This is a genomic window from Gordonia amicalis NBRC 100051 = JCM 11271 (genome assembly GCF_000332995.1).
Taxonomy (GTDB): Bacteria; Actinomycetota; Actinomycetes; order Mycobacteriales; family Mycobacteriaceae; genus Gordonia; species Gordonia amicalis.
Window position 1 is genome coordinate 39,706 of record NZ_BANS01000040.1, and the last position, 17,555, is coordinate 57,260.

Here is a 17,555-nt window from a genome sequence, read left to right on the forward strand (position 1 = left end):
CACGAAACGCTTTGTGGGAAAGCTCTTTCAGTTGTCGGTGCGGTAGCGGTCGAGTTTGGCCGGATCGATCTCGAAGCCGATGCCGGGTGCGGTCGACCGATGCAGATGGCCGTCGCGGATCTGGAGCGGTTCGGCGAGCAGATCGTCGCTCATGTCGAGGAAGTTCGACAGTTCGCCCGCGTACCGCGACGTCAGTTCGAAGGCACTGCCGAAGGCGAGCGCACAGGCGGTGCCGACCTGGCCGTCGATCTGATTGCCCATGACCACCGGGACGCCGAGTCCCTCGGCGAGGTGATGTGTCCGGCGTGAGGTGGTGAAGCCGGTTCGGGCGGTCTTGATGCTGATCGCGGTGGCCGAACGACCGAGGATCTCCCGGGTCACGTCGGCGGGAGTGGGCACCGACTCGTCGGCGATGAACGGTACGTCGAGACGCTCGACGAGCCATCGGCGACCGAGCACATCCGCTGCGTCGCAGAGCTCTTCGGCGAACAGCAGATCGAGATCGGCCATCTCCTTCATCGCCCGCGCCGACTCGGCGGCGGTCCAGCCGCGGTTGCCGTCGACATACAGTTCGATCTCGTCGCCGAACCGCTCCCGCAAGGCGCGCACGACCGCCGTGTCGAGGGTCACCGGATGGCGGCCGACCTTCACCTTGAAGGTCCGGATGCCGTACGTGTCGACCATCTTCTCGGCCTCGGCGACCATCGCCGCCGGTTCGGCGAAACCGAGCATGTGGCTGACCCGCATACGGTCGGTGAAGCCACCGAGCATGTCGCCGACGGGAAGTCCCTGGATCTTTCCCAAGGCATCCCAGATCGCCATGTCCACTGCGGATTTGGCGGCCGGGTTGCCGATCGTCTTGGCCAGGCGCGCCGCCACGACCTCACGTTCGAGCAAGGTGAGACCGACGACTGCCGGCGCGAAGATCGTGTTGATCACGGCGATGATGCCGTCCTGCGTCTCACCGTAGGTGAACGGGCGTGGTGGGGCCTCGGCCACCCCGATGACACCGACGTCGGTGTGCACGCGCACGAGCACGTGATTGGCGACCTGCACCTCGCCCGACGCGAACTTCAGCGGCTTCACGTAGGGAATCGCGAATGGAATCGCTTCCACCCGAGTGATCTTCATGGTTCATCTCCGTATCGAGCGCTCGCGTGAGCGCCGGCTTGGGTTGGTTCGACGGCGAAGGCGGCGGCGATGACGTCGGCCACCGCGGCCGTGACGGGGTCGTTGTTGCCGGCGCGCCAGGCCAGTGCGACCTCGACGGTGTCGGCGTCGACCAGGTCCCGGACGACGAGTCCGTCGAGCGGCAGCGAGCGCACGGACGCCGGCAGCACCGAGACACCCAGACCGGCCGCGACGAGAGCGAGGAGTACCGCGGTTCCCGGCGCCTCATGGGCGCGATGGGGCACGAAACCGGCTGCGCGGCAGGTCCTCATCGCCGCGTCGTTGACGGCGGAGTCGCGGCTGTCGTACATCACGAAGGGTTCGTTGCGCAGGTCGGTGACCGAGACGACCGGCTCGACCGCCAGGCGGTGGTCGATCGACACGGCGAGCACCATCGGCTCGACGTCGATGACCCGTGTCTCGATGCCCTCGCCGACCGCCGGCGGCCGCAGGACGCCGAGGTCGAGTGCGCCGGCGCGTAATGCGTCGCACTGGCTCGGGGTGAGCATGTCCGACTGGATGTGCAGGTCGACGTCCGGCAGCTCACGCTTGACCACCCGCGCGATCCGTGGCAGATGCGAGAACGCGGCGATACCGGTCAGTCCCACCCGAACCAGACCGCTCCGCCCGGCAGCGATCCGACGCACGCCGTCGACCGCATCGTCCACGCCCGCGAGGATTCGCTCCGCCTGACCCTTCAGGTAGGCCCCGGCCGGGGTCAGCGCCACCTGGCGGGTGGTCCTGGTGAAAAGCGTGACGTCGAGTTCGTTCTCGAGCTGACGGATGGCGTAGGAGAGGGCCGGCTGCGCGACGTGCAGCGACGCAGCGGCCTGACCGAAGTGACAGGTGTCGGCCACTGCGGCGAAGTAGCGCAAGTGCCGTAGCTCCATGACCTGGCCTTATCTCGATCTCGGTGGATGTCGGCCCCGGTGCTGTGACCGGGAACACGTCTCCACGGTAGGACCTCGCTTAGATACAGACAATGACCCGTTTTCCATTTATTGATGTCTTTTGTTTATCAATCTGGGCCTGGGTCAGGACTGGTCATTACCCCAGTGTGATCGGCACCACGTGGTGCCACAGTGCACATACAGCCCACATCTGGAGGAACACGACATGACCGCGTCCGTAACGGAACATCTGCACCACGTGAACTCGGTTCTCGGCGACGCGGTCGTCGACGACCGCGAGGCCGGCATCTACCGGGCCAACCGGCGGATATTCACCGACGAGGACATCTTCGAACTGGAGATGAAGCACATTTTCGAGGCAACTGGATCTACCTCGCCCACGAGAGCCAGGTGGCGAACCCCGGTGACTACTTCACCACCTACATCGGACGGCAGCCGGTCGTGATCACCCGGGACAAGAGCGGTGAGCTGCACTGCCTGATCAACGCCTGCGCCCACCGCGGCGCGATGATCTGCCGCCGCAAGACCGACAACCGGATGACGCTCACGTGCCCGTTCCACGGGTGGACGTTCCGCAACGACGGCACCCTGCTCAAGGTCAAGGATCCCGAGGGCGCCGGATACCCGGACACGTTCGACGTCGACGGTTCCCACAACCTGACCAAGGTCGCACGTTTCGACTCCTACCGCGGATTCCTGTTCGGCAGCCTCAACGACGACGTGGCCTCGCTCGACGATCATCTCGGCGACACGCGTCTAGTCATCGACATGCTCGTCGACCAGTCGCCCGACGGCCTCGAGGTGCTTCGCGGTGCGTCGACCTACACCTACGACGGCAACTGGAAGGTCCAGGCCGAGAACGGTGCCGACGGCTACCACGTCACCGCGACCCACTGGAACTATGCCGCAACCACTTCCCGCCGCGGCACCGGCGAGTCCAAGAACGACACCAAGGCGCTCGACGCCGGCGGCTGGGGCAAGTCCGGGGGCGGCTACTGGTCGTACCCCAACGGCCACCTGTGCCTCTGGACCTGGGCGGCCAATCCGCAGGATCGCCCGCTGTGGGACAAGATGGACGACCTGAAGAAGACCCACGGCGACGCCAAGGGCGAGTTCATGGTGAAGGGTTCGCGCAACCTCTGCCTGTATCCGAATGTCTATCTCATGGACCAGTTCTCGACGCAGATCCGCCACTTCCGGCCGATCGCCCCGGACAAGACCGAGGTGACCATCTACTGCATCGCCCCCAAGGGTGAGAGCGATACCGCACGCGCGCACCGCATCCGCCAGTACGAGGACTTCTTCAACGCATCCGGGATGGCGACGCCGGACGACCTCGAGGAGTTCCGCAGCTGCCAGCTCACCTTCCGGGCCCAGGCGGCACCGTGGAACGACATGAGTCGCGGCGCGCAGCACTGGCTGACGGGTCCCGACGAGGTCGCCGATTCACTCGGCATGACCGGCGTCATCTCGGCCGGCGTGAAGAACGAGGACGAGGGTCTCTACCCCGTCCAGCACGGCTACTGGCTCGAGACCATGCGCGCCGCAGTCGCCGCCGAAGAGGCAGCAGCCGCCCAGACCAACGGCCGACGGTGAACCGGCCACAAGCGATTACGGGGAACACACGATGACCACCTCAGAGACCACATCCGGCGCCACCGGCACACCCGCGAGCAGCCGGGCGGACGGCGGAAAACTGATCACCCAGAACATGATCGAACAGTTCCTCTATCGCGAGGCGCGTTACCTCGACGACCGCGAGTTCGAGAAATGGCTCGACTGCTATGCCGACGACGTCGTCTACTGGATGCCGTCGTGGGACGACGCCGACCGGCTCACCGAGGACCCGCAACGAGAGATCTCGCTGATCTACTACGCCAACAAGGGCGGCCTGGAGGACCGGGTCTTCCGGATCCGGACCGAACGCTCGTCGGCGACGTCGCTACCCGAACCGCGGACCAGTCACAACATCTCCAACGTCGAGGTCATCGAGCGGCGCGGCGAACTCGTGGACGTCCGGTTCAACTGGCACACGATGTATTTCCGGTACAACGCCGTCGATCCGTACTACGGGACCTCGTTCTACACGATCGACTTCTCCGGGGAACAGCCGCTCATCCGGCGCAAGACGATCGTGCTGAAGAACGACTACATCCACCACGTGGTGGACGTGTACCACTTCTGACCCGAGCTCAATTCTGACCCGAGCCCACTTCTGACCCGACCCCACTTCGAGGAACCTCTCCATGACTGTCACCACCGACGCGGACACCGGCATTGGCGCCGGCACCGCCACCAGCCACCAGGTGGCGCTGTCCTTCGAGGACGGGGTCACGCGCTTCATCACCTGCCGCGAGGACCAGACCGTCGCCGACGCGTCGTACCGGCAGCGCATCAACATCCCTCTGGACTGCCGCGACGGTGCATGCGGAACGTGTAAGGCGTTCTGCGAGTCCGGAGATTACGACGGTGGCATCTACATCGAGGACGCGCTGTCCGACGCCGAGTCGTCGGAGGGCTATGCACTCCCCTGCTGTATGAAGCCGAAATCCGACCTCGTGCTGCAGATCGCGTCCACGTCGGATGTGGCGAAGACCCAGGCGGCGAGGTTCACCGGGACGATCGCCGGGCTCGACCGGCTCTCCGACTCGACGATGCGCCTGGAGATCCGCATCGAGAACCGCGGCGAGCTGGCGTTCCTGCCGGGCCAGTATGTGAACATCGAGATCCCCGGCAGCGATCGTGGCGACGGTGAACCGGTTAGCCGCTCGTACTCGTTCGCCAACGGCCCTCACGAGGACCGGCTGATCTTCCTGATCAAGCTCACCCCCGGCGGCGCGATGTCGACCTATCTCACCGACCGTGCGACACGCGGCGAGGAAATCTCCTTCACCGGTCCGCACGGGTCGTTCTTCCTGCGGGAGGCCACCCGTCCGGTACTGCTGCTCGCCGGTGGCACCGGGCTGGCGCCGATCCTGTCGATGTTGCGGAAGATGCACGCCGACAAGAGCCTTCGCAAGGTCCACCTGATCTACGGCGTGTCCAGCGACACCGACCTGGTCGCCACCGACGAGATCGAGTACTTCGCCGACAAGCTGCCGGGCTTCACCTGGGACCACTGCGTGTCCGATCCGGCCGGCACCGCGGCGAACAAGGGCTATGTGATGAGCCTGATCCGGCCCGAACACCTCTATGACGGCGACGTCGCCATCTACCTCTGCGGTCCGCCGCCCATGGTCGAGGCCGTGCGCAAGCACGTGGCAGAGGTCGGGATCGAACCCACCGGCTTCTACTACGAGAAGTTCGCGCTCGCCGCGAAGCCGGCGACTGACCGTGATCGCACGGCGATGCCGGCGGTCGAGCCCGAACCGGAGGCGGGCAGCGTCACCGAAACCGAGGCCATCAGCGACGAGGCCGCTGCTCCTGCTGCCCCGACCCCGGTCGGTCGGGACGGTGACGACCCCATCCTCGAGGTCGCCAACGCCCGCGCCATCGCCGGCCGGATCGCCTTCCCGCCGACCGGTCTCGACACCTGGTCCGGCTCGAGACCCGCACCGCGCGAGGATGACTCGCTGGCCCGCATCGGTGGGCAACGGATGTGGGACGGACGGACCGGCGATGCCGGACTCGACGTCGACGCGGGTACGCTGCGTCCCGCCGGGACCGCACGGTCGATCGCCGGGCAGGAACTCTTCGCGCCCGACGGCATCTCGCAACTCCACGAGAGTGCGCCCAGCACAACCGAACCCGACTCCGTCGAGGCACCGCCGCTGCCCACCGTCGTCGGCTCACAGGGTTATCAGATCGGCGAGGAACACCACGAGATCCACGAGTCCGACGCACTTTTCGAGGCACGCGCCGCGCTCGAACTCGGCGCTCTGGAGCTCACCTTCGGCCGGATGACCCATCAGCAGCTCACCGGCTATCGGCTGCTCGCCGAGGCCACGGTCCCCTACGTGGACGGCGACCGCTTCGTCGACGCCGCGCAGTACACCGAGACGAACGCTGCCTTCCACGACTACCTGTTCAGCCAGACCGGCAACGACCATCTCCTCGAGGCCTACAAGGCCCTCGGCGTGAAGGGCCGCATGACCGAGGTGCTGCGCAACGCGAGCTGGTGCCACCCGCTGTGCGCACAGGACCACCTCGACATCGTCTCGGCGTTCGAGTCCGGCGACCACGATGCCGCCCGCGCGCTCATTTCGGCACACGCCGACCGGTCCAAGCAGACCATGCGCCGGGCGATGGCCGACGAGATGGCCTCGCGCCGGCCGCGTTTCATCACCCCGGGACGCTTCGCGAACAAGGTCGTCGTGATCACCGGTGCCGCACAGGGGATCGGCGAGCAGACGGCACGACGGATCAGTGCGGAAGGCGGTCGGGTCGTCCTCGCCGATCGTTCAGATCTGGTGGAGGAGGTCGCCCGAGACCTCGAGACCGCCGGTCCCGGTGCGGTGGCGGCGATCGCCGACCTCGAGACCTACGACGGTGCCGAATCGGTGATCCGGCGCGCGGTCGACACCTACGGCCGGGTGGACGTGCTCATCAACAACGTCGGCGGGGCGATCAACTTCAAACCGTTCACCGAGTTCACCCACGAACAGATCCGGGCCGAGATCGACCGCTCACTGATGACGACGCTCTACGCGTGCCGCGCGGTGCTGCCGTCGATGGTCGAACGCGGCGGCGGGGTGATCGTCAACGTCTCCTCCGCGGCGACGCGTGGCATCCACCGCATCCCGTACTCGGCGGCCAAGGGCGCCGTCAACGCGATGACCGCCTCGCTGGCCATGGAGTACGCCGAGTACGGCATCCGCGTGGTCGCGACCGCCCCGGGTGGGACGGAGGCCCCACCGCGTCGGATCTCCCGCGGTACCCCCGAACCCCGCAACGAGGTGGAGGCCGGGTGGTTCCGGGCCCACATCGATCAGACGTTGTCCTCGTCGCTGCTGAACCGATACGGGACGCTCGACGAACAGGCCGCGGCGATCTGCTTCCTCGCCTCGGACGAGGCGGCCTACATCACGGGCAGCGTCCTGCCGGTCGCCGGCGGCGACCAGGGCTGACCACCCACGTCGGGAAGACGCGGGCGAGTCGGTACGACCCGGGGTCTGTGACCTGGGTCCTAGTATGGAGCGATGATGGTCACTGCCGCGTGCGTCGGGCGGGACCGTGAGGTCGATGCGCTGTGGTCGCGGCTGCGGCACGCGACGGGCGCGGAGTTCCTCGCCGTCTCCGGTGACCCCGGGAGCGGGAAGTCGACCCTGCTCACCCATCTGGTCGCGCGACACCGCGCCGAGTCGCACGGTACCGACGACACCGGGGCGACCCTGTGGGCGCGCGTGTCACCGTGGCAGGCGTCGACGCCGGGTGCCCTGGTCCGGCAACTGCTGCAGGATCACTCACCCGCCGGCACAACCGATGTCGAAACACTGGTCGGCGGCCTGCTCGCCGCACTCGGCCCGGCCGCCGACACCCCGTCGCTCATCGCCATCGACGACGCCGATCTCGCGGACGAGATGTCACTACAGGCATTGCTCACGCTCACCCGCGACCATCGCGCCTGCCGGGTCCTCGTCGTCGCCACGACATCCCGGCCCGGGGCGCGTCTGGTGGGGCAACCCCTCGACGAACTGCGGCTCGAGGGCATCGACCCACAGGGCACCGCCGAGATCGCGGGCCGGCGGGGCATCGTGCTGCACCCCGCGATGCGGGAGGAGTTGACCCGTCACACCGCGGGCAACCCGCGCGACATCGTCGCTCTCCTCGACGAGGTGCCCGCCGGTACGTGGTCGCGCAGCGGCGCCCAGCTACCGGCCCCCCGATACGTCGTCGCGCAGGTCCGCGACCGGTTGCCCGACACCGGCGTACCCGCGCGCTCGCTCATCGAGGCGCTCGCCATCCTCGACGACGCCGAACCGCTCTCCACCGCAGTGGAACTCGCCGAGATCACCGACCCCTTGGACGCCATCGACGAGGCGCGACGCACCGGACTCGTCACCTGTGACGGGGCGCTGACACCGGCCGAGGCCCGACCTCGGATCGTCACGCCCCTCGTCCGTGCGGCAGTGCTCGAGGTCCTCGGGATGGGAGCGGTCGGCGAGGCCCATCGTCGTGCCGCGCAGATCGTCGCCGACCCCGCCCGACGACTCCACCATCGAGTTGCCGCGACGCCGACCGCCGATGCCGCACTCGCCGACGACCTCGCCGAACTCGCGCGCGCCCGCGGCGCCGACGGGGCGTGGGCCGAGGCGGCTGGCCTCTACCGCCAGTCCGGTCGGCTGACCCCCGACCCGCTCGAACGCGACACACGGGTGACACTCGCGGTGGATTCGCTTCTGGCCGCGGGTGATTGCACGGGCGCCGGCGCACTGGTCCCGACCGTCGAGAGCCTGCGAGAGACACCGCTGCGCAACGCGACCCTCGCCTACCTGGCGATCCTGCGCGGACGTTCCGCGGAGGCACAGCTCCGCCTCGACCGCGCCTGGGGAATCGTCAACGTCGAACGAGAACCCGACGTCGCGGCCCTCATCGCGCAACGCCACGTGCTGCACAATCTGGTGCGTTGCCAGGGTTCCGAGCTCGTCGCCTGGGCAGATCGTGCGATGGAGATGGCCGGGAGCCATTCGGCGGCACGGGTCGAGGCGGCCGTCATCCGTGGTCTCGGCCTGGCGTGGTCGGGTCAGCCGGAGGCCGCACGCGCCGAGTACGAGTCGGTCTCGGCGACCATCCGCTACGGCGCGCAGGCACAGCGAGCCGTCATGGGTCGCGGCTGGCTGCAGCTCGGACTCGACGAGATCGACGCCGCGCGTACGAATCTCGAGGCTGCGGTCTCGATGGCGCAGCTGGGCGGTTCGACGCGGATCTCGTTGTGGGCGCTGGCCTGGCTGGCGCGCGTGCAGTTCCTCACCGGGGACTGGGACGAGGCGATGCGCAGCGTCGAGGCCGGCCGGGCGCTCGCCCGTAGCAGCGGAATCGCACTCACCACACCGCTGCTGAACTGGACTGCGACGCAGATTCATTCGCTTCGCGGCGACTGGGAGGAGGCGCATCGCAGCATCGCCGCATCGGCCACGTCGATCGGCGACTACGAGATCATGCGGATACCGGAATTACTGGCGCGGGCGCAACTCGCCGAGGCCGCAGCCGATTACGGCAAGGTGCGTCGAATTCTCACACCGCTGGTGACGATGGCCGAATCCGTCCCCGCCCTCGCCGAACCCGGCCTGTGGCCGTGGGTCGACGTCCTGGCCAACGCGCAGGTTCTCGAGGGCCAGTTCGACGAGGCCGACCGGTTGCTGCGCACCTACGAAACCCGTTCCGCCGAACGCGGCCACCGGTCGTCGGTCGCCCGGATGAAGTACGCGCGGGGCCGCCACCTCGGTGCCACCGGAGACATCCACGGTGCTAGGAGGGCGTTCGAGGAAGGACTCGAACTCCTCGACGGACTGGGGTTGCGTTACGACCAGGCACGGGTGAACTTCGCCTACGGACAGACACTGCGACGCGCGGGTAAGCGCCGCGCCGCCGATGCCGTCATCGGTACCGCGCGAGACCTGTACCTCTCGCTCGGGGCGACCAATTTCGTCGACCGTTGCGACCGTGAACTCAAGGCAGGCGGACTGGCCGGGTCGCGAACCGAGAGCCGGGGCTCGTCGAGAGACGCCGGCGAACTCACCCCGCAGGAGGAGGCCGTCACCGCACTGGTGGCGCGCGGGCTGTCCAACCGCGAGGTGGCGGCGGAGCTGTTCATCTCGCCCAAGACCGTGCAGTACCACCTGACCCGGATCTACGCGAAACTCGGCCTGCGGTCGCGGTCGGAGCTGGCGGCCTCGCGCCGTTGAGAGGCCGCCGTCTCAGACCGCGGCGTGCACCGCGGTGCGATCGGTGACCGGCGCACCGGTCTTGGCCTCGACGATCTCGAGATCGACACCGGGAGCGAACTCCACGACCTCGAAACCTGTTCCCGCGACGTCGAACACACCGTGATCGGTGATCACCCGGCTCACCACGCCGCGACCGGTGAGCGGTAACGAACACGCCTCGAGGAGCTTCGGCTCACCCGCCTTGGTGACATGCTCCATCAGGACGATGACCTTGCCCGCCCCGTTGACCAGGTCCATGGCACCGCCGATCCCCTTGACGAGTGCGCCGGGAACCATCCAGTTCGCGAGGTCGCCGTTCATCGCGACCTGCATGCCGCCGAGGACGGCGACGTCCACGTGGCCGCCGCGGATCATCGCGAAGCTGGTCGCCGAGTCGAAGTACGACGCCCCCGGCAACACCGACACGGTCTGCTTGCCCGCGTTGATCAGGTCGGGATCGACCTCGTCGTCGTACGGGAAGGGGCCGACGCCGAGGATGCCGTTCTCGGCGTGCAGGTAGATCCCCGAGTCGTCCGGCAACTGGTCGGGGATCATCGTCGGCAGACCGATCCCCAGGTTGACGTAGTCACCGCGGGTCAGTTCCCGGGCCGCGCGGGCGGCCATCTCGGTACGGGTCCAAGTCATCTGAATTCTCCTGGCTCAGTGCGCCGCGACGGGACGCTCGCGGATGGTGCGCTTCTCGATGCCCTTGCGAGCGGCCTGCTCGGGGGTCAGCTCGACGATCCGCTTCACGAAGATCCCCGGCAGGTGGATCTCGTCGGGACCGAGCTCGCCGACCTCTACGACCCGTTCCGCCTCGACGATGGTGATCCGCCCCGACATCGCCGCGGGCGGGTTGAAGTTGCGTGCGGCCGCGTGGAATCGGCAGTTGCCGGCGGTGTCGACGACCGCCGCGCGGATCAGGGCGTAGTCGGTGACGATGGCTTCTTCGAGGACCATGTCCACCCCGTTGAAGGTGCGGACCTCCTTGGGCGGGGACGCTTCGGCCACCGAACCGTCGGGGTTGTACCGCCACGGCAGACCCCCCTCCGCGACGAGGGTGCCCACGCCGGTCGGGGTGAAGAACGCACCGATTCCGCTGCCGCCGGCGCGCATGCGCTCGGCCAGAGTGCCCTGCGGGGTGAGTTCCACGGTGACCTCGCCCGCGAGGAACTGGCGGCCGAACTCCTTGTTCTCGCCGATATAGGAGGCGATCACCTTGTCGATCCGGCGGGCCTCGAGCAGCAGACCGAGGCCGGCGCCGTCGACACCGCAGTTGTTGGAGACGATCGTCAGGTTCTTCGCACCCTGCTCGAGGAGGGCGTCGATCAGGAACCCGGGGATGCCGGCCAGGCCGAAACCGCCGACTGCGAGGCTCGCGCCGTCGGGGATGTCGGCGACCGCGTCCGCCGGCGACGCGGCCAGTTTGCTCACCGCACCGGTGGCGGCGGTCTCGTCGATGGTCATGGCTGCTCCAGGTGTTCGATCAGCGCGGGGTTGATGATGTCGGGCTGCTGAGCGTTGGCCAGGTGCGCCGAGTCCGGCACCACGAGCAGACGGCCCTGCTGCACGTTGTCGGCGATCTCTTCGAGTTTCGCCGGTGGGGTGGCCGGGTCGTCGGCGCCGGCGATGGCGAGAGTCGGCGCGACGATGGACGGCAGGTCGTCCCGCAGATCCATGGCCGCGATCACCTCGCAGCACGCGGCATACCCCTCGGCCGGGGTCGCGGCCACCATGTCCTCGTGGAACTTCCGCGAACTGCCGTAGGTACTCAGGTGTTCCGGCGTGAACCAGCGCTGGACGACGGATTCGGCTACGACCCCGGTTCCGTTCTCCCGCACGGTGGCGGCCCGATCGAGCCAGGCCTGTGCCGGGGGGAGTTGCGCGCCGGTGCAGAGGACGGCGAGACGTCGTACCCGTTCGGGGTTCCGAGCGGCGACGCGCATCATGGTCATGCCGCCGAGTGACAGGCCCACCAGGTGGGCACGATCGATCTCGAGGCGGTCGAGTAGCCCGATGACGTCATCGGCCAGATCGTCGATCGTGTAGGGGCCCTGCGGAACCGGGGATTCGCCGTGCCCGCGGGTGTCGTACCGGACGACGCGGAAGCGGTCCTCGAGTGCGGCGAGCTGCGCGTCCCACATCCGGTGCGTCGAACCCAGCGAGTTCGACAGGATCACCGCGGGGCCGTCCTCGCGACCGGTGACGACGGCGTGCACCTCGACCGCGCCGGTCTCGCGCCCGCTCATCGGGTCGCCTCGAAGATCGCGGCGAGTCCCTGGCCGCCGCCGATGCACATGGTCTCCAGGACGTGGCGCGCCTCACGACGGCGCGCCTCATGGGCGGCGGTGGCCAGGATTCGCGCACCGGTGGCACCGATCGGATGCCCCAGGGAGATGCCGGAACCGTTGGGGTTCAGGCGTTCATCGCTCGCGTCGATCTTCCACTCGTCCAGGCAGGCGAGGACCTGCGCGGCAAAGGCCTCGTTGAGTTCGATCAGGTCGATGTCGTCGAGGGTCAGCCCGGCCCGTGCGAGCACGACGGCGGTCGCACTGACCGGACCGAGACCCATGGTCTCCGGCGCGCACCCGGTGACCGCCCAGGAGCGCAGTGCGAGAAGGGGGTCCAGACCGCTGCGTCGTGCGTGTGCACGCGTGGTCACGACACACATCGCCGCGCCGTCGTTCTGGCCGGAGGCATTACCGGCGGTGACCGTGGACTCCGCGTCGACCTTGAGCCGGATGGGACGCAGCTTCGCGAGCGAGTCCGCGGTGGTGTCGGCGCGCGGATGCTCATCCCGGTCGACGACCGTGGCGGGTTTCCCGCGGCGTCCGGGAATCGCGACCGGGACGAGTTCGTCGGCGAAGCGGCCTTCCTCATGGGCGGCGACGGCACGGTGGTGCGACCGTGCGGCGTACTCGTCCTGGTCGGCACGGGAGATGCCGTACTTCGCGCGGAGGTTCTCGGCGGTCTCGATCATCCCGCCGGGGACGGGGTGGGATTCCCCACCGGCGGTGAGACGACCGCGGTCGAGCCGGTCCATCAACTCGACGCCGCCCTGCTTGATCCCCGAGCGGAGTCCGAGTGCGTAGTGTTCGACCGTCGACATCGATTCGGCGCCGCCGGCGACCACGAGTCGCGCTCCGCCGGTCGCCACCGAGGACGCGGCGGTGAGGACGGCCTGCAGACCCGATCCGCACCGGCGGTCGACCTGCATGCCCGGGACGCCGACACCGAGCCCGGCATCGAGAGCGGCGATCCGGCCGATCGCCGGCGACTCCCCGCTCGCGTAACCCTGCCCGAGGATCACGTCGTCGATGTCTCCCTCACCCAGCCCGGTGCGCGCGGTCAGTTCCCGCAGCAGATCGGTCGCCAATCGGGTCACCGGCACGGTGGACAGCGCTCCGCCCATGCGGCCGACGGGCGTACGCAGGGGCGAACAGATCACGATGTCGGTGTCCGAGGTGCCAGAGGATGCCATGCCACCAGCGTAAGGACCTGCAGCGATATGGAGAAGTATCCATTTGTCGAGTTTTGATATCTCACACATATCAATCGGTAGAGTGGGTGCATGGAACTACGCCACCTGCGGTACTTCCGCGCGGTCGCCGAGGAACTGCACTTCGGCCGTGCGGCCCAACGGCTCCACATCGCCCAGCCGCCGCTGTCCCAGCAGATCCGGCAACTCGAGGACGAACTCGGGGTCCCCCTGCTGGTCCGGTCGACGCGCCGCGTCGAGCTGACCGCCGCGGGTGAGGACTATCTGCGTCAGGTCGAGGCGATCCTCGACTCCGTGGATGCCGCGGCCCGTCGCGCACAGCGCATCGCCGACGGCCGGCAGGGCAATCTGGCGATCGGCTGCGTGGGGTCGGCGACCTACTCACTGCTGCCCCGCTTCGTGCGCGCGCTGCGCGACGAGTTGCCCGACGTGGACGTGAGCGTCCGCGGCGAGATGCTGGCACCCGAACAGATCGGCGCGCTGGCGTCGGGCGACATCGACCTGGCGTTGCTGCGCATGCCCGTGGAGACACACGGTCTCATCGTCGAATCGATCCGGAAGGACCGGCTGATCGTCGCACTCCCCGCCGACCATCCGCTCGCCGACACCCCCGAGGAGCAGTTCGTGGAACTCGCCGCACTCCGCGGCGAGGACTTCATCTCCCATGTGGGCGGCGGAAGATCGGTCCTCAGCGGGGTTCTCGCCGCTGCAGCGGAGCGCGCGGGCTTCGTGCCGCGAATCCGTCACGAGGTCGAGGAGACGTCGACGCTGGTGACGCTGGTCGCGGCCGGGCTCGGAGTGGCCATCGTGCCCGAGCCGACCTCCGCACTCGGAGTGGCCGGCGTCGTCTACCGGCCGTTGGCCGCACCGATCGCCCACGTCGACCTGGTGGCGGCATATGCGGCCGCGCGGCGCACCCCGCTGGTCGACCGGGCCGTGGCGGTCCTGCGCAGCCTCTCCTGAAACCCACAAACCCACCCCTTTTCGGCAGATCCACCACCCGCGAAGGGGGTGGAAATGCCGAAAAAGGGGTGGGTTTGCCGGTGTTTCAGAGATCAGCGGTGCGTGAAGTTCGGATCCCGCTTCTCGACGAAGGCGGCCATGCCCTCGGTCTGATCGTCGGTGGCGAAGGTCGAGTAGAACAGGACCCGCTCGGCGTGGACACCCTCGGCCAGGCTCGACTCGAAGGCGCGGTTGACCGCGTCCTTGGCGAGCGCGGACGCGATGAGCGACTTGGAGGCGATGACCTCGGCCACCTCGATCGCGGTGGCCAGGGCGTCCTCCTTGGGCACCACACGCGAGACCAGGCCCGCACGCTCGGCCTCGTCGACCTTCATCTGACGACCGGTCAGGACCATGTCCATCGCCTTGGCCTTGCCGACGGCGCGGGTCAGGCGCTGCGAGCCGCCGATGCCGGGGATGACACCGAGGTTGATCTCCGGCTGACCGAAGACGGCGTTGTCGCCGGCGATGATGGTGTCGCACAGCATCGCGAGCTCACAGCCGCCGCCGAGAGCGTAGCCGGTGACCGCGGCGATGATCGGGGTGCGCGCACGCGCCAGCTCGTCCCAGGCGCCGAAGAACTGCTCGTTGACGACGTCGGCGTAGGTCTTGGAGGACATCTCCTTGATGTCGGCGCCGGCGGCGAAGGCCTTCTCCGAGCCGGTGATCACGATGGCACCGATGCCCTGGTCGACGTCGAGTTCCTTCACGACGCCGACGACTTCGTTCATGAGCTCGGAGTTGAGGGCGTTGAGCGCCTTCGGTCGGTTGAGGGTGATGATGCCGACCCGGCCGCGGCGTTCGACGAGGATGGTCTGGTATTCGGTCACGTGTTTCCTTCTTCCGGTTGTGGTGGTCGGTCAGGCAGGGAACGTCAGGTCGTGCGGCAGCGGCGCGAAGAACGCGTCGACGCCCGCCTCCGAGAATTCTGCCCAACTCGGGTTGCGGTCCTTGTCGATGACCTGTGCGCGGATGCCCTCGGCCATGTCGGGATGCAGGAGGCACCGGAGGGATACGCGGTATTCGCGCACCAACGTGTCCTCCAGGGTCGCGTCGGCCGCGGCCTCGCGCAGCGAGCGCAGCGTGACCGCGAGTGCGGTGGGGCTCTTGGCCGCGATAGTGTCGGCAGTCTTGGCCGCCGCCTCGGTGCCGACGGCGCGGCAACGGTCGATGATCTCCGAGATCGTTTCGGCAGCAAAGGCTTCGGCGATCCAGTCACGCTGCGCGGCGAGCTCCGACGCGGGAGCGTCGGTGGCGTACTGCTTGATCGCCGCGTCGACCCCGGAGGTCCCGATGACCTCGATGAACGCGGGCAGCGAGTCCGAGGGGACGAAGTGGTCGGCGAGTCCCATGGCCAGTGCGTCGGCGCCGCGGAGGTGAGCCGCGGTGAGGCCGGCGTAGAGGCCGAGCCCGTCGGGAACACGCGAGAGCAGATGTGTGCCACCGACATCGGGGACGAATCCGATGCCGACCTCGGGCATGGCGAGGCGGGTGCGGTCGGTCACGATGCGGATGTTGCCGTGTGCGGAGACGCCGACACCGCCGCCCATGACGATGCCGTCCATGATCGCGACGTAGCTCTTCGGGTAGCGGGAGATCGCGGCGTTGAGGCGGTACTCGTCGAACCAGAACTTCGCCGACGGCGAGTTCTCCGCGTCGACATCGGTCGAGTCCGGGTTCCCGCTGAGAGCGGAGGCGTCGCGATGGATCGCGACGATGTCGCCACCCGCACACAGGCCGCGCTCGCCGGCACCGTAGAGAACGACGGCCTCGACGGCGTCGTCACCGGACCAGGCGTCGAGGCGTTCCGCGATCTCGGTGACCATCTCGTGGTCGATCGCGTTGATCGACTTCGGACGGTTGAGGATCAGCGACCGCGCCGACCCGTTCTCCTCCGTCAGGACAGACGGGACCAGCACTGATTGTTCCGACACGACCGAAACTCCTCTCCACACCGACAGGCCTCCTCAGATGGTTGCATATCCTAGTAACAGAGGCCAGACCCCGGGTGCCCGTCCGTTATGAGGTTAGGGTGGCCTCATGGGCTACTCGAGAGCATGCGTCCGCGGGGTCGACGACCTGACGCCCAACCTGCGCCGTCTGACGTTCGACGTCGATGACCTGACCGGCCTGGGACTGCCCGGCGTCGCCGACGAGGCGGTGGGCATCTACTTCCCCTTCGAGTCGCACCGCTCGACCCCGGACATGGAGTGCCGGGACGGGACCTGGGCCTACTACGACACCGATCCCGCACCGGCCGGGCGCAACTACTCGATCCGCGCATCCGACCCCACGGCCGGCACCGTCGTCGTCGATTTCGTCATCCACGCCGCGGGACCGGCGACCACGTGGGCCCAGCGGACGGAGCCGGGTCACGAGGTGGTTCTGACGCACGCGCGTAGTTGGTTCACGCCGCCGGCGAATACGAGCCGACTCGTCCTGGCCGCCGACCTCGCCGGACTCCCCGCCCTCGCACGGATTCTCGAGGAACTCTCGTCGACCGTCGGCGTGACGGTGGTGGTCGAGGTACCGGCGCCGACCGACCTCACCTATCTCCCCCAGCGCGAGGTCGAGACGATCACGCTGATCGGAGGCAACGGACGGACCCCGAGCCGGCTGGCGGAGACGGTCGCGTCCGTCGACCTCCCGGCGGCGGCCGACGACACCGCCGCGTACTGCTGGTTCGCCGGGGAGGCCGGGGAATCGCGAGCGGTCCGTAAACACCTGCGCAGCGAGCTGCGGTGGGGCCGTGAGTCCTACGACGTGATCGGCTACTGGCGACAGGACAGCGAACGCTGGACCCGCCGCTATACCGAACGCAGCACCGAACTGTTCGCGGTGTACCGGCAGGCGCTCGCCGACGGCAAGACCGAGAAAGAGGCGTCCGAGGAGTTCGACGAGGCGCTCGAGCGCGTCGGACTCTAGCGCGATTCCACCCTGAGACCGACGATTCGCCCAGACGACCGACACCACCTGCCCCCGGCGGAGGGCTCCCCCGCTCCCTGCCCCCGGCGGAGGGCTCCCCCGCTCCCTGAGTAGCCCGGAGCCTGCGGAGGGATCCTCCCGCTCCCTGAGTAGCCCGGAGCCTGCGGAGGGCGTATCGAAGGG

At 68.2% G+C, this 17,555-nt stretch carries 13 protein-coding genes and 1 pseudogene; 6 read left to right on the plus strand and 8 right to left on the minus strand.

What is annotated here, in order from left to right:
* Positions 1-27 precede the first annotated feature (27 nt).
* Together GOAMI_RS18080 and GOAMI_RS18085 are read right to left on the minus strand one after the other, a co-directional pair.
* Positions 28-1,131, minus strand: a complete 1,104-nt coding sequence (locus GOAMI_RS18080; RefSeq protein WP_006438025.1) for a mandelate racemase/muconate lactonizing enzyme family protein — start codon at positions 1,129-1,131, stop codon at positions 28-30.
* Entirely contained in the window at positions 1,128-2,060 is a 933-nt protein-coding gene (locus tag GOAMI_RS18085) for a LysR family transcriptional regulator (RefSeq protein WP_006438026.1), read from the minus strand. Before GOAMI_RS18085 ends, GOAMI_RS18080 begins: the two co-directional genes overlap by 4 nt.
* A 226-nt stretch (positions 2,061-2,286) precedes the next feature.
* On the opposite strand from GOAMI_RS18085, the pseudogene benA reads away from it, so the two are divergent.
* The 4 genes and pseudogenes from benA (at position 2,287) to GOAMI_RS18105 (ending at position 9,925) form a co-directional block, all read left to right on the plus strand.
* A pseudogene (gene benA / locus GOAMI_RS18090) lies at positions 2,287-3,677 on the plus strand (benzoate 1,2-dioxygenase large subunit).
* Between the two features lie 31 nt (positions 3,678-3,708).
* On the plus strand, positions 3,709-4,266 hold the full coding sequence (benB, locus tag GOAMI_RS18095) for a benzoate 1,2-dioxygenase small subunit (RefSeq protein ID WP_006438029.1): 558 nt from the start codon (positions 3,709-3,711) through the stop codon (positions 4,264-4,266).
* Positions 4,267-4,327: 61 nt separating this feature from the next.
* Positions 4,328-7,147 (plus strand): benzoate 1,2-dioxygenase electron transfer component BenC, encoded by a 2,820-nt coding sequence (gene benC, locus GOAMI_RS18100; RefSeq protein ID WP_006438030.1) that lies wholly within the window; start codon positions 4,328-4,330, stop codon positions 7,145-7,147.
* A gap of 72 nt (positions 7,148-7,219) precedes the next feature.
* Entirely contained in the window at positions 7,220-9,925 is a 2,706-nt protein-coding gene (locus GOAMI_RS18105; RefSeq protein WP_040004959.1) for a helix-turn-helix transcriptional regulator, read from the plus strand.
* 12 nt (positions 9,926-9,937) lie between these two features.
* On the opposite strand, the gene GOAMI_RS18110 is transcribed toward GOAMI_RS18105, so the two are convergent.
* From GOAMI_RS18110 to GOAMI_RS18125, 4 genes are read right to left on the minus strand one after another with little or no spacing between them, the layout of a single operon-like run.
* Positions 9,938-10,591, minus strand: a complete 654-nt coding sequence (locus GOAMI_RS18110) for a 3-oxoacid CoA-transferase subunit B (protein ID WP_006438032.1) — start codon at positions 10,589-10,591, stop codon at positions 9,938-9,940.
* Positions 10,592-10,606: 15 nt separating this feature from the next.
* Positions 10,607-11,413, minus strand: a complete 807-nt coding sequence (locus tag GOAMI_RS18115) for a CoA transferase subunit A (RefSeq protein ID WP_006438033.1) — start codon at positions 11,411-11,413, stop codon at positions 10,607-10,609.
* Positions 11,410-12,195 carry a 3-oxoadipate enol-lactonase gene (gene pcaD / locus GOAMI_RS18120; RefSeq protein ID WP_006438034.1) on the minus strand — a complete coding sequence of 262 codons (786 nt, stop codon included), beginning with the start codon at positions 12,193-12,195 and terminating at the stop codon, positions 11,410-11,412. Before pcaD ends, GOAMI_RS18115 begins: the two co-directional genes overlap by 4 nt.
* Positions 12,192-13,427, minus strand: coding sequence for an acetyl-CoA C-acetyltransferase (locus GOAMI_RS18125; protein WP_006438035.1), 1,236 nt, complete (start codon positions 13,425-13,427; stop codon positions 12,192-12,194). Before GOAMI_RS18125 ends, pcaD begins: the two co-directional genes overlap by 4 nt.
* A gap of 90 nt (positions 13,428-13,517) precedes the next feature.
* Between GOAMI_RS18125 and GOAMI_RS18130 the strand changes: the two genes are divergently transcribed.
* A complete protein-coding gene (locus GOAMI_RS18130; RefSeq protein WP_006438036.1) occupies positions 13,518-14,408 on the plus strand; it encodes a LysR substrate-binding domain-containing protein in 891 nt (296 codons plus the stop codon).
* A 92-nt stretch (positions 14,409-14,500) separates the two neighbouring features.
* On the opposite strand, the gene GOAMI_RS18135 is transcribed toward GOAMI_RS18130, so the two are convergent.
* Together GOAMI_RS18135 and GOAMI_RS18140 are read right to left on the minus strand one after the other, a co-directional pair.
* A complete protein-coding gene (locus tag GOAMI_RS18135) occupies positions 14,501-15,277 on the minus strand; it encodes an enoyl-CoA hydratase (RefSeq protein ID WP_006438037.1) in 777 nt (258 codons plus the stop codon).
* A gap of 30 nt (positions 15,278-15,307) precedes the next feature.
* Positions 15,308-16,381: an enoyl-CoA hydratase/isomerase family protein gene (locus GOAMI_RS18140; RefSeq protein WP_006438038.1), complete on the minus strand. Its 1,074-nt coding sequence runs from the start codon at positions 16,379-16,381 to the stop codon at positions 15,308-15,310.
* A 106-nt stretch (positions 16,382-16,487) separates the two neighbouring features.
* Here GOAMI_RS18140 and GOAMI_RS18145 point away from each other — a divergent pair, with 106 nt between their 5' ends.
* Positions 16,488-17,372, plus strand: coding sequence for a siderophore-interacting protein (locus GOAMI_RS18145; protein ID WP_006438039.1), 885 nt, complete (start codon positions 16,488-16,490; stop codon positions 17,370-17,372).
* Positions 17,373-17,555 lie beyond the last annotated feature (183 nt).

Coding starts and splice junctions, on each gene's coding strand:
- GOAMI_RS18080 (WP_006438025.1), bottom strand. CDS start 1,131: ATGAAGATCACTCGGGTGGAAGCGATTCCATTCGCGATTCCCTACGTG.
- GOAMI_RS18085 (WP_006438026.1), bottom strand. CDS start 2,060: ATGGAGCTACGGCACTTGCGCTACTTCGCCGCAGTGGCCGACACCTGT.
- benB (WP_006438029.1), top strand. CDS start 3,709: ATGACCACCTCAGAGACCACATCCGGCGCCACCGGCACACCCGCGAGC.
- benC (WP_006438030.1), top strand. CDS start 4,328: ATGACTGTCACCACCGACGCGGACACCGGCATTGGCGCCGGCACCGCC.
- GOAMI_RS18105 (WP_040004959.1), top strand. CDS start 7,220: ATGATGGTCACTGCCGCGTGCGTCGGGCGGGACCGTGAGGTCGATGCG.
- GOAMI_RS18110 (WP_006438032.1), bottom strand. CDS start 10,591: ATGACTTGGACCCGTACCGAGATGGCCGCCCGCGCGGCCCGGGAACTG.
- GOAMI_RS18115 (WP_006438033.1), bottom strand. CDS start 11,413: ATGACCATCGACGAGACCGCCGCCACCGGTGCGGTGAGCAAACTGGCC.
- pcaD (WP_006438034.1), bottom strand. CDS start 12,195: ATGAGCGGGCGCGAGACCGGCGCGGTCGAGGTGCACGCCGTCGTCACC.
- GOAMI_RS18125 (WP_006438035.1), bottom strand. CDS start 13,427: ATGGCATCCTCTGGCACCTCGGACACCGACATCGTGATCTGTTCGCCC.
- GOAMI_RS18130 (WP_006438036.1), top strand. CDS start 13,518: ATGGAACTACGCCACCTGCGGTACTTCCGCGCGGTCGCCGAGGAACTG.
- GOAMI_RS18145 (WP_006438039.1), top strand. CDS start 16,488: ATGGGCTACTCGAGAGCATGCGTCCGCGGGGTCGACGACCTGACGCCC.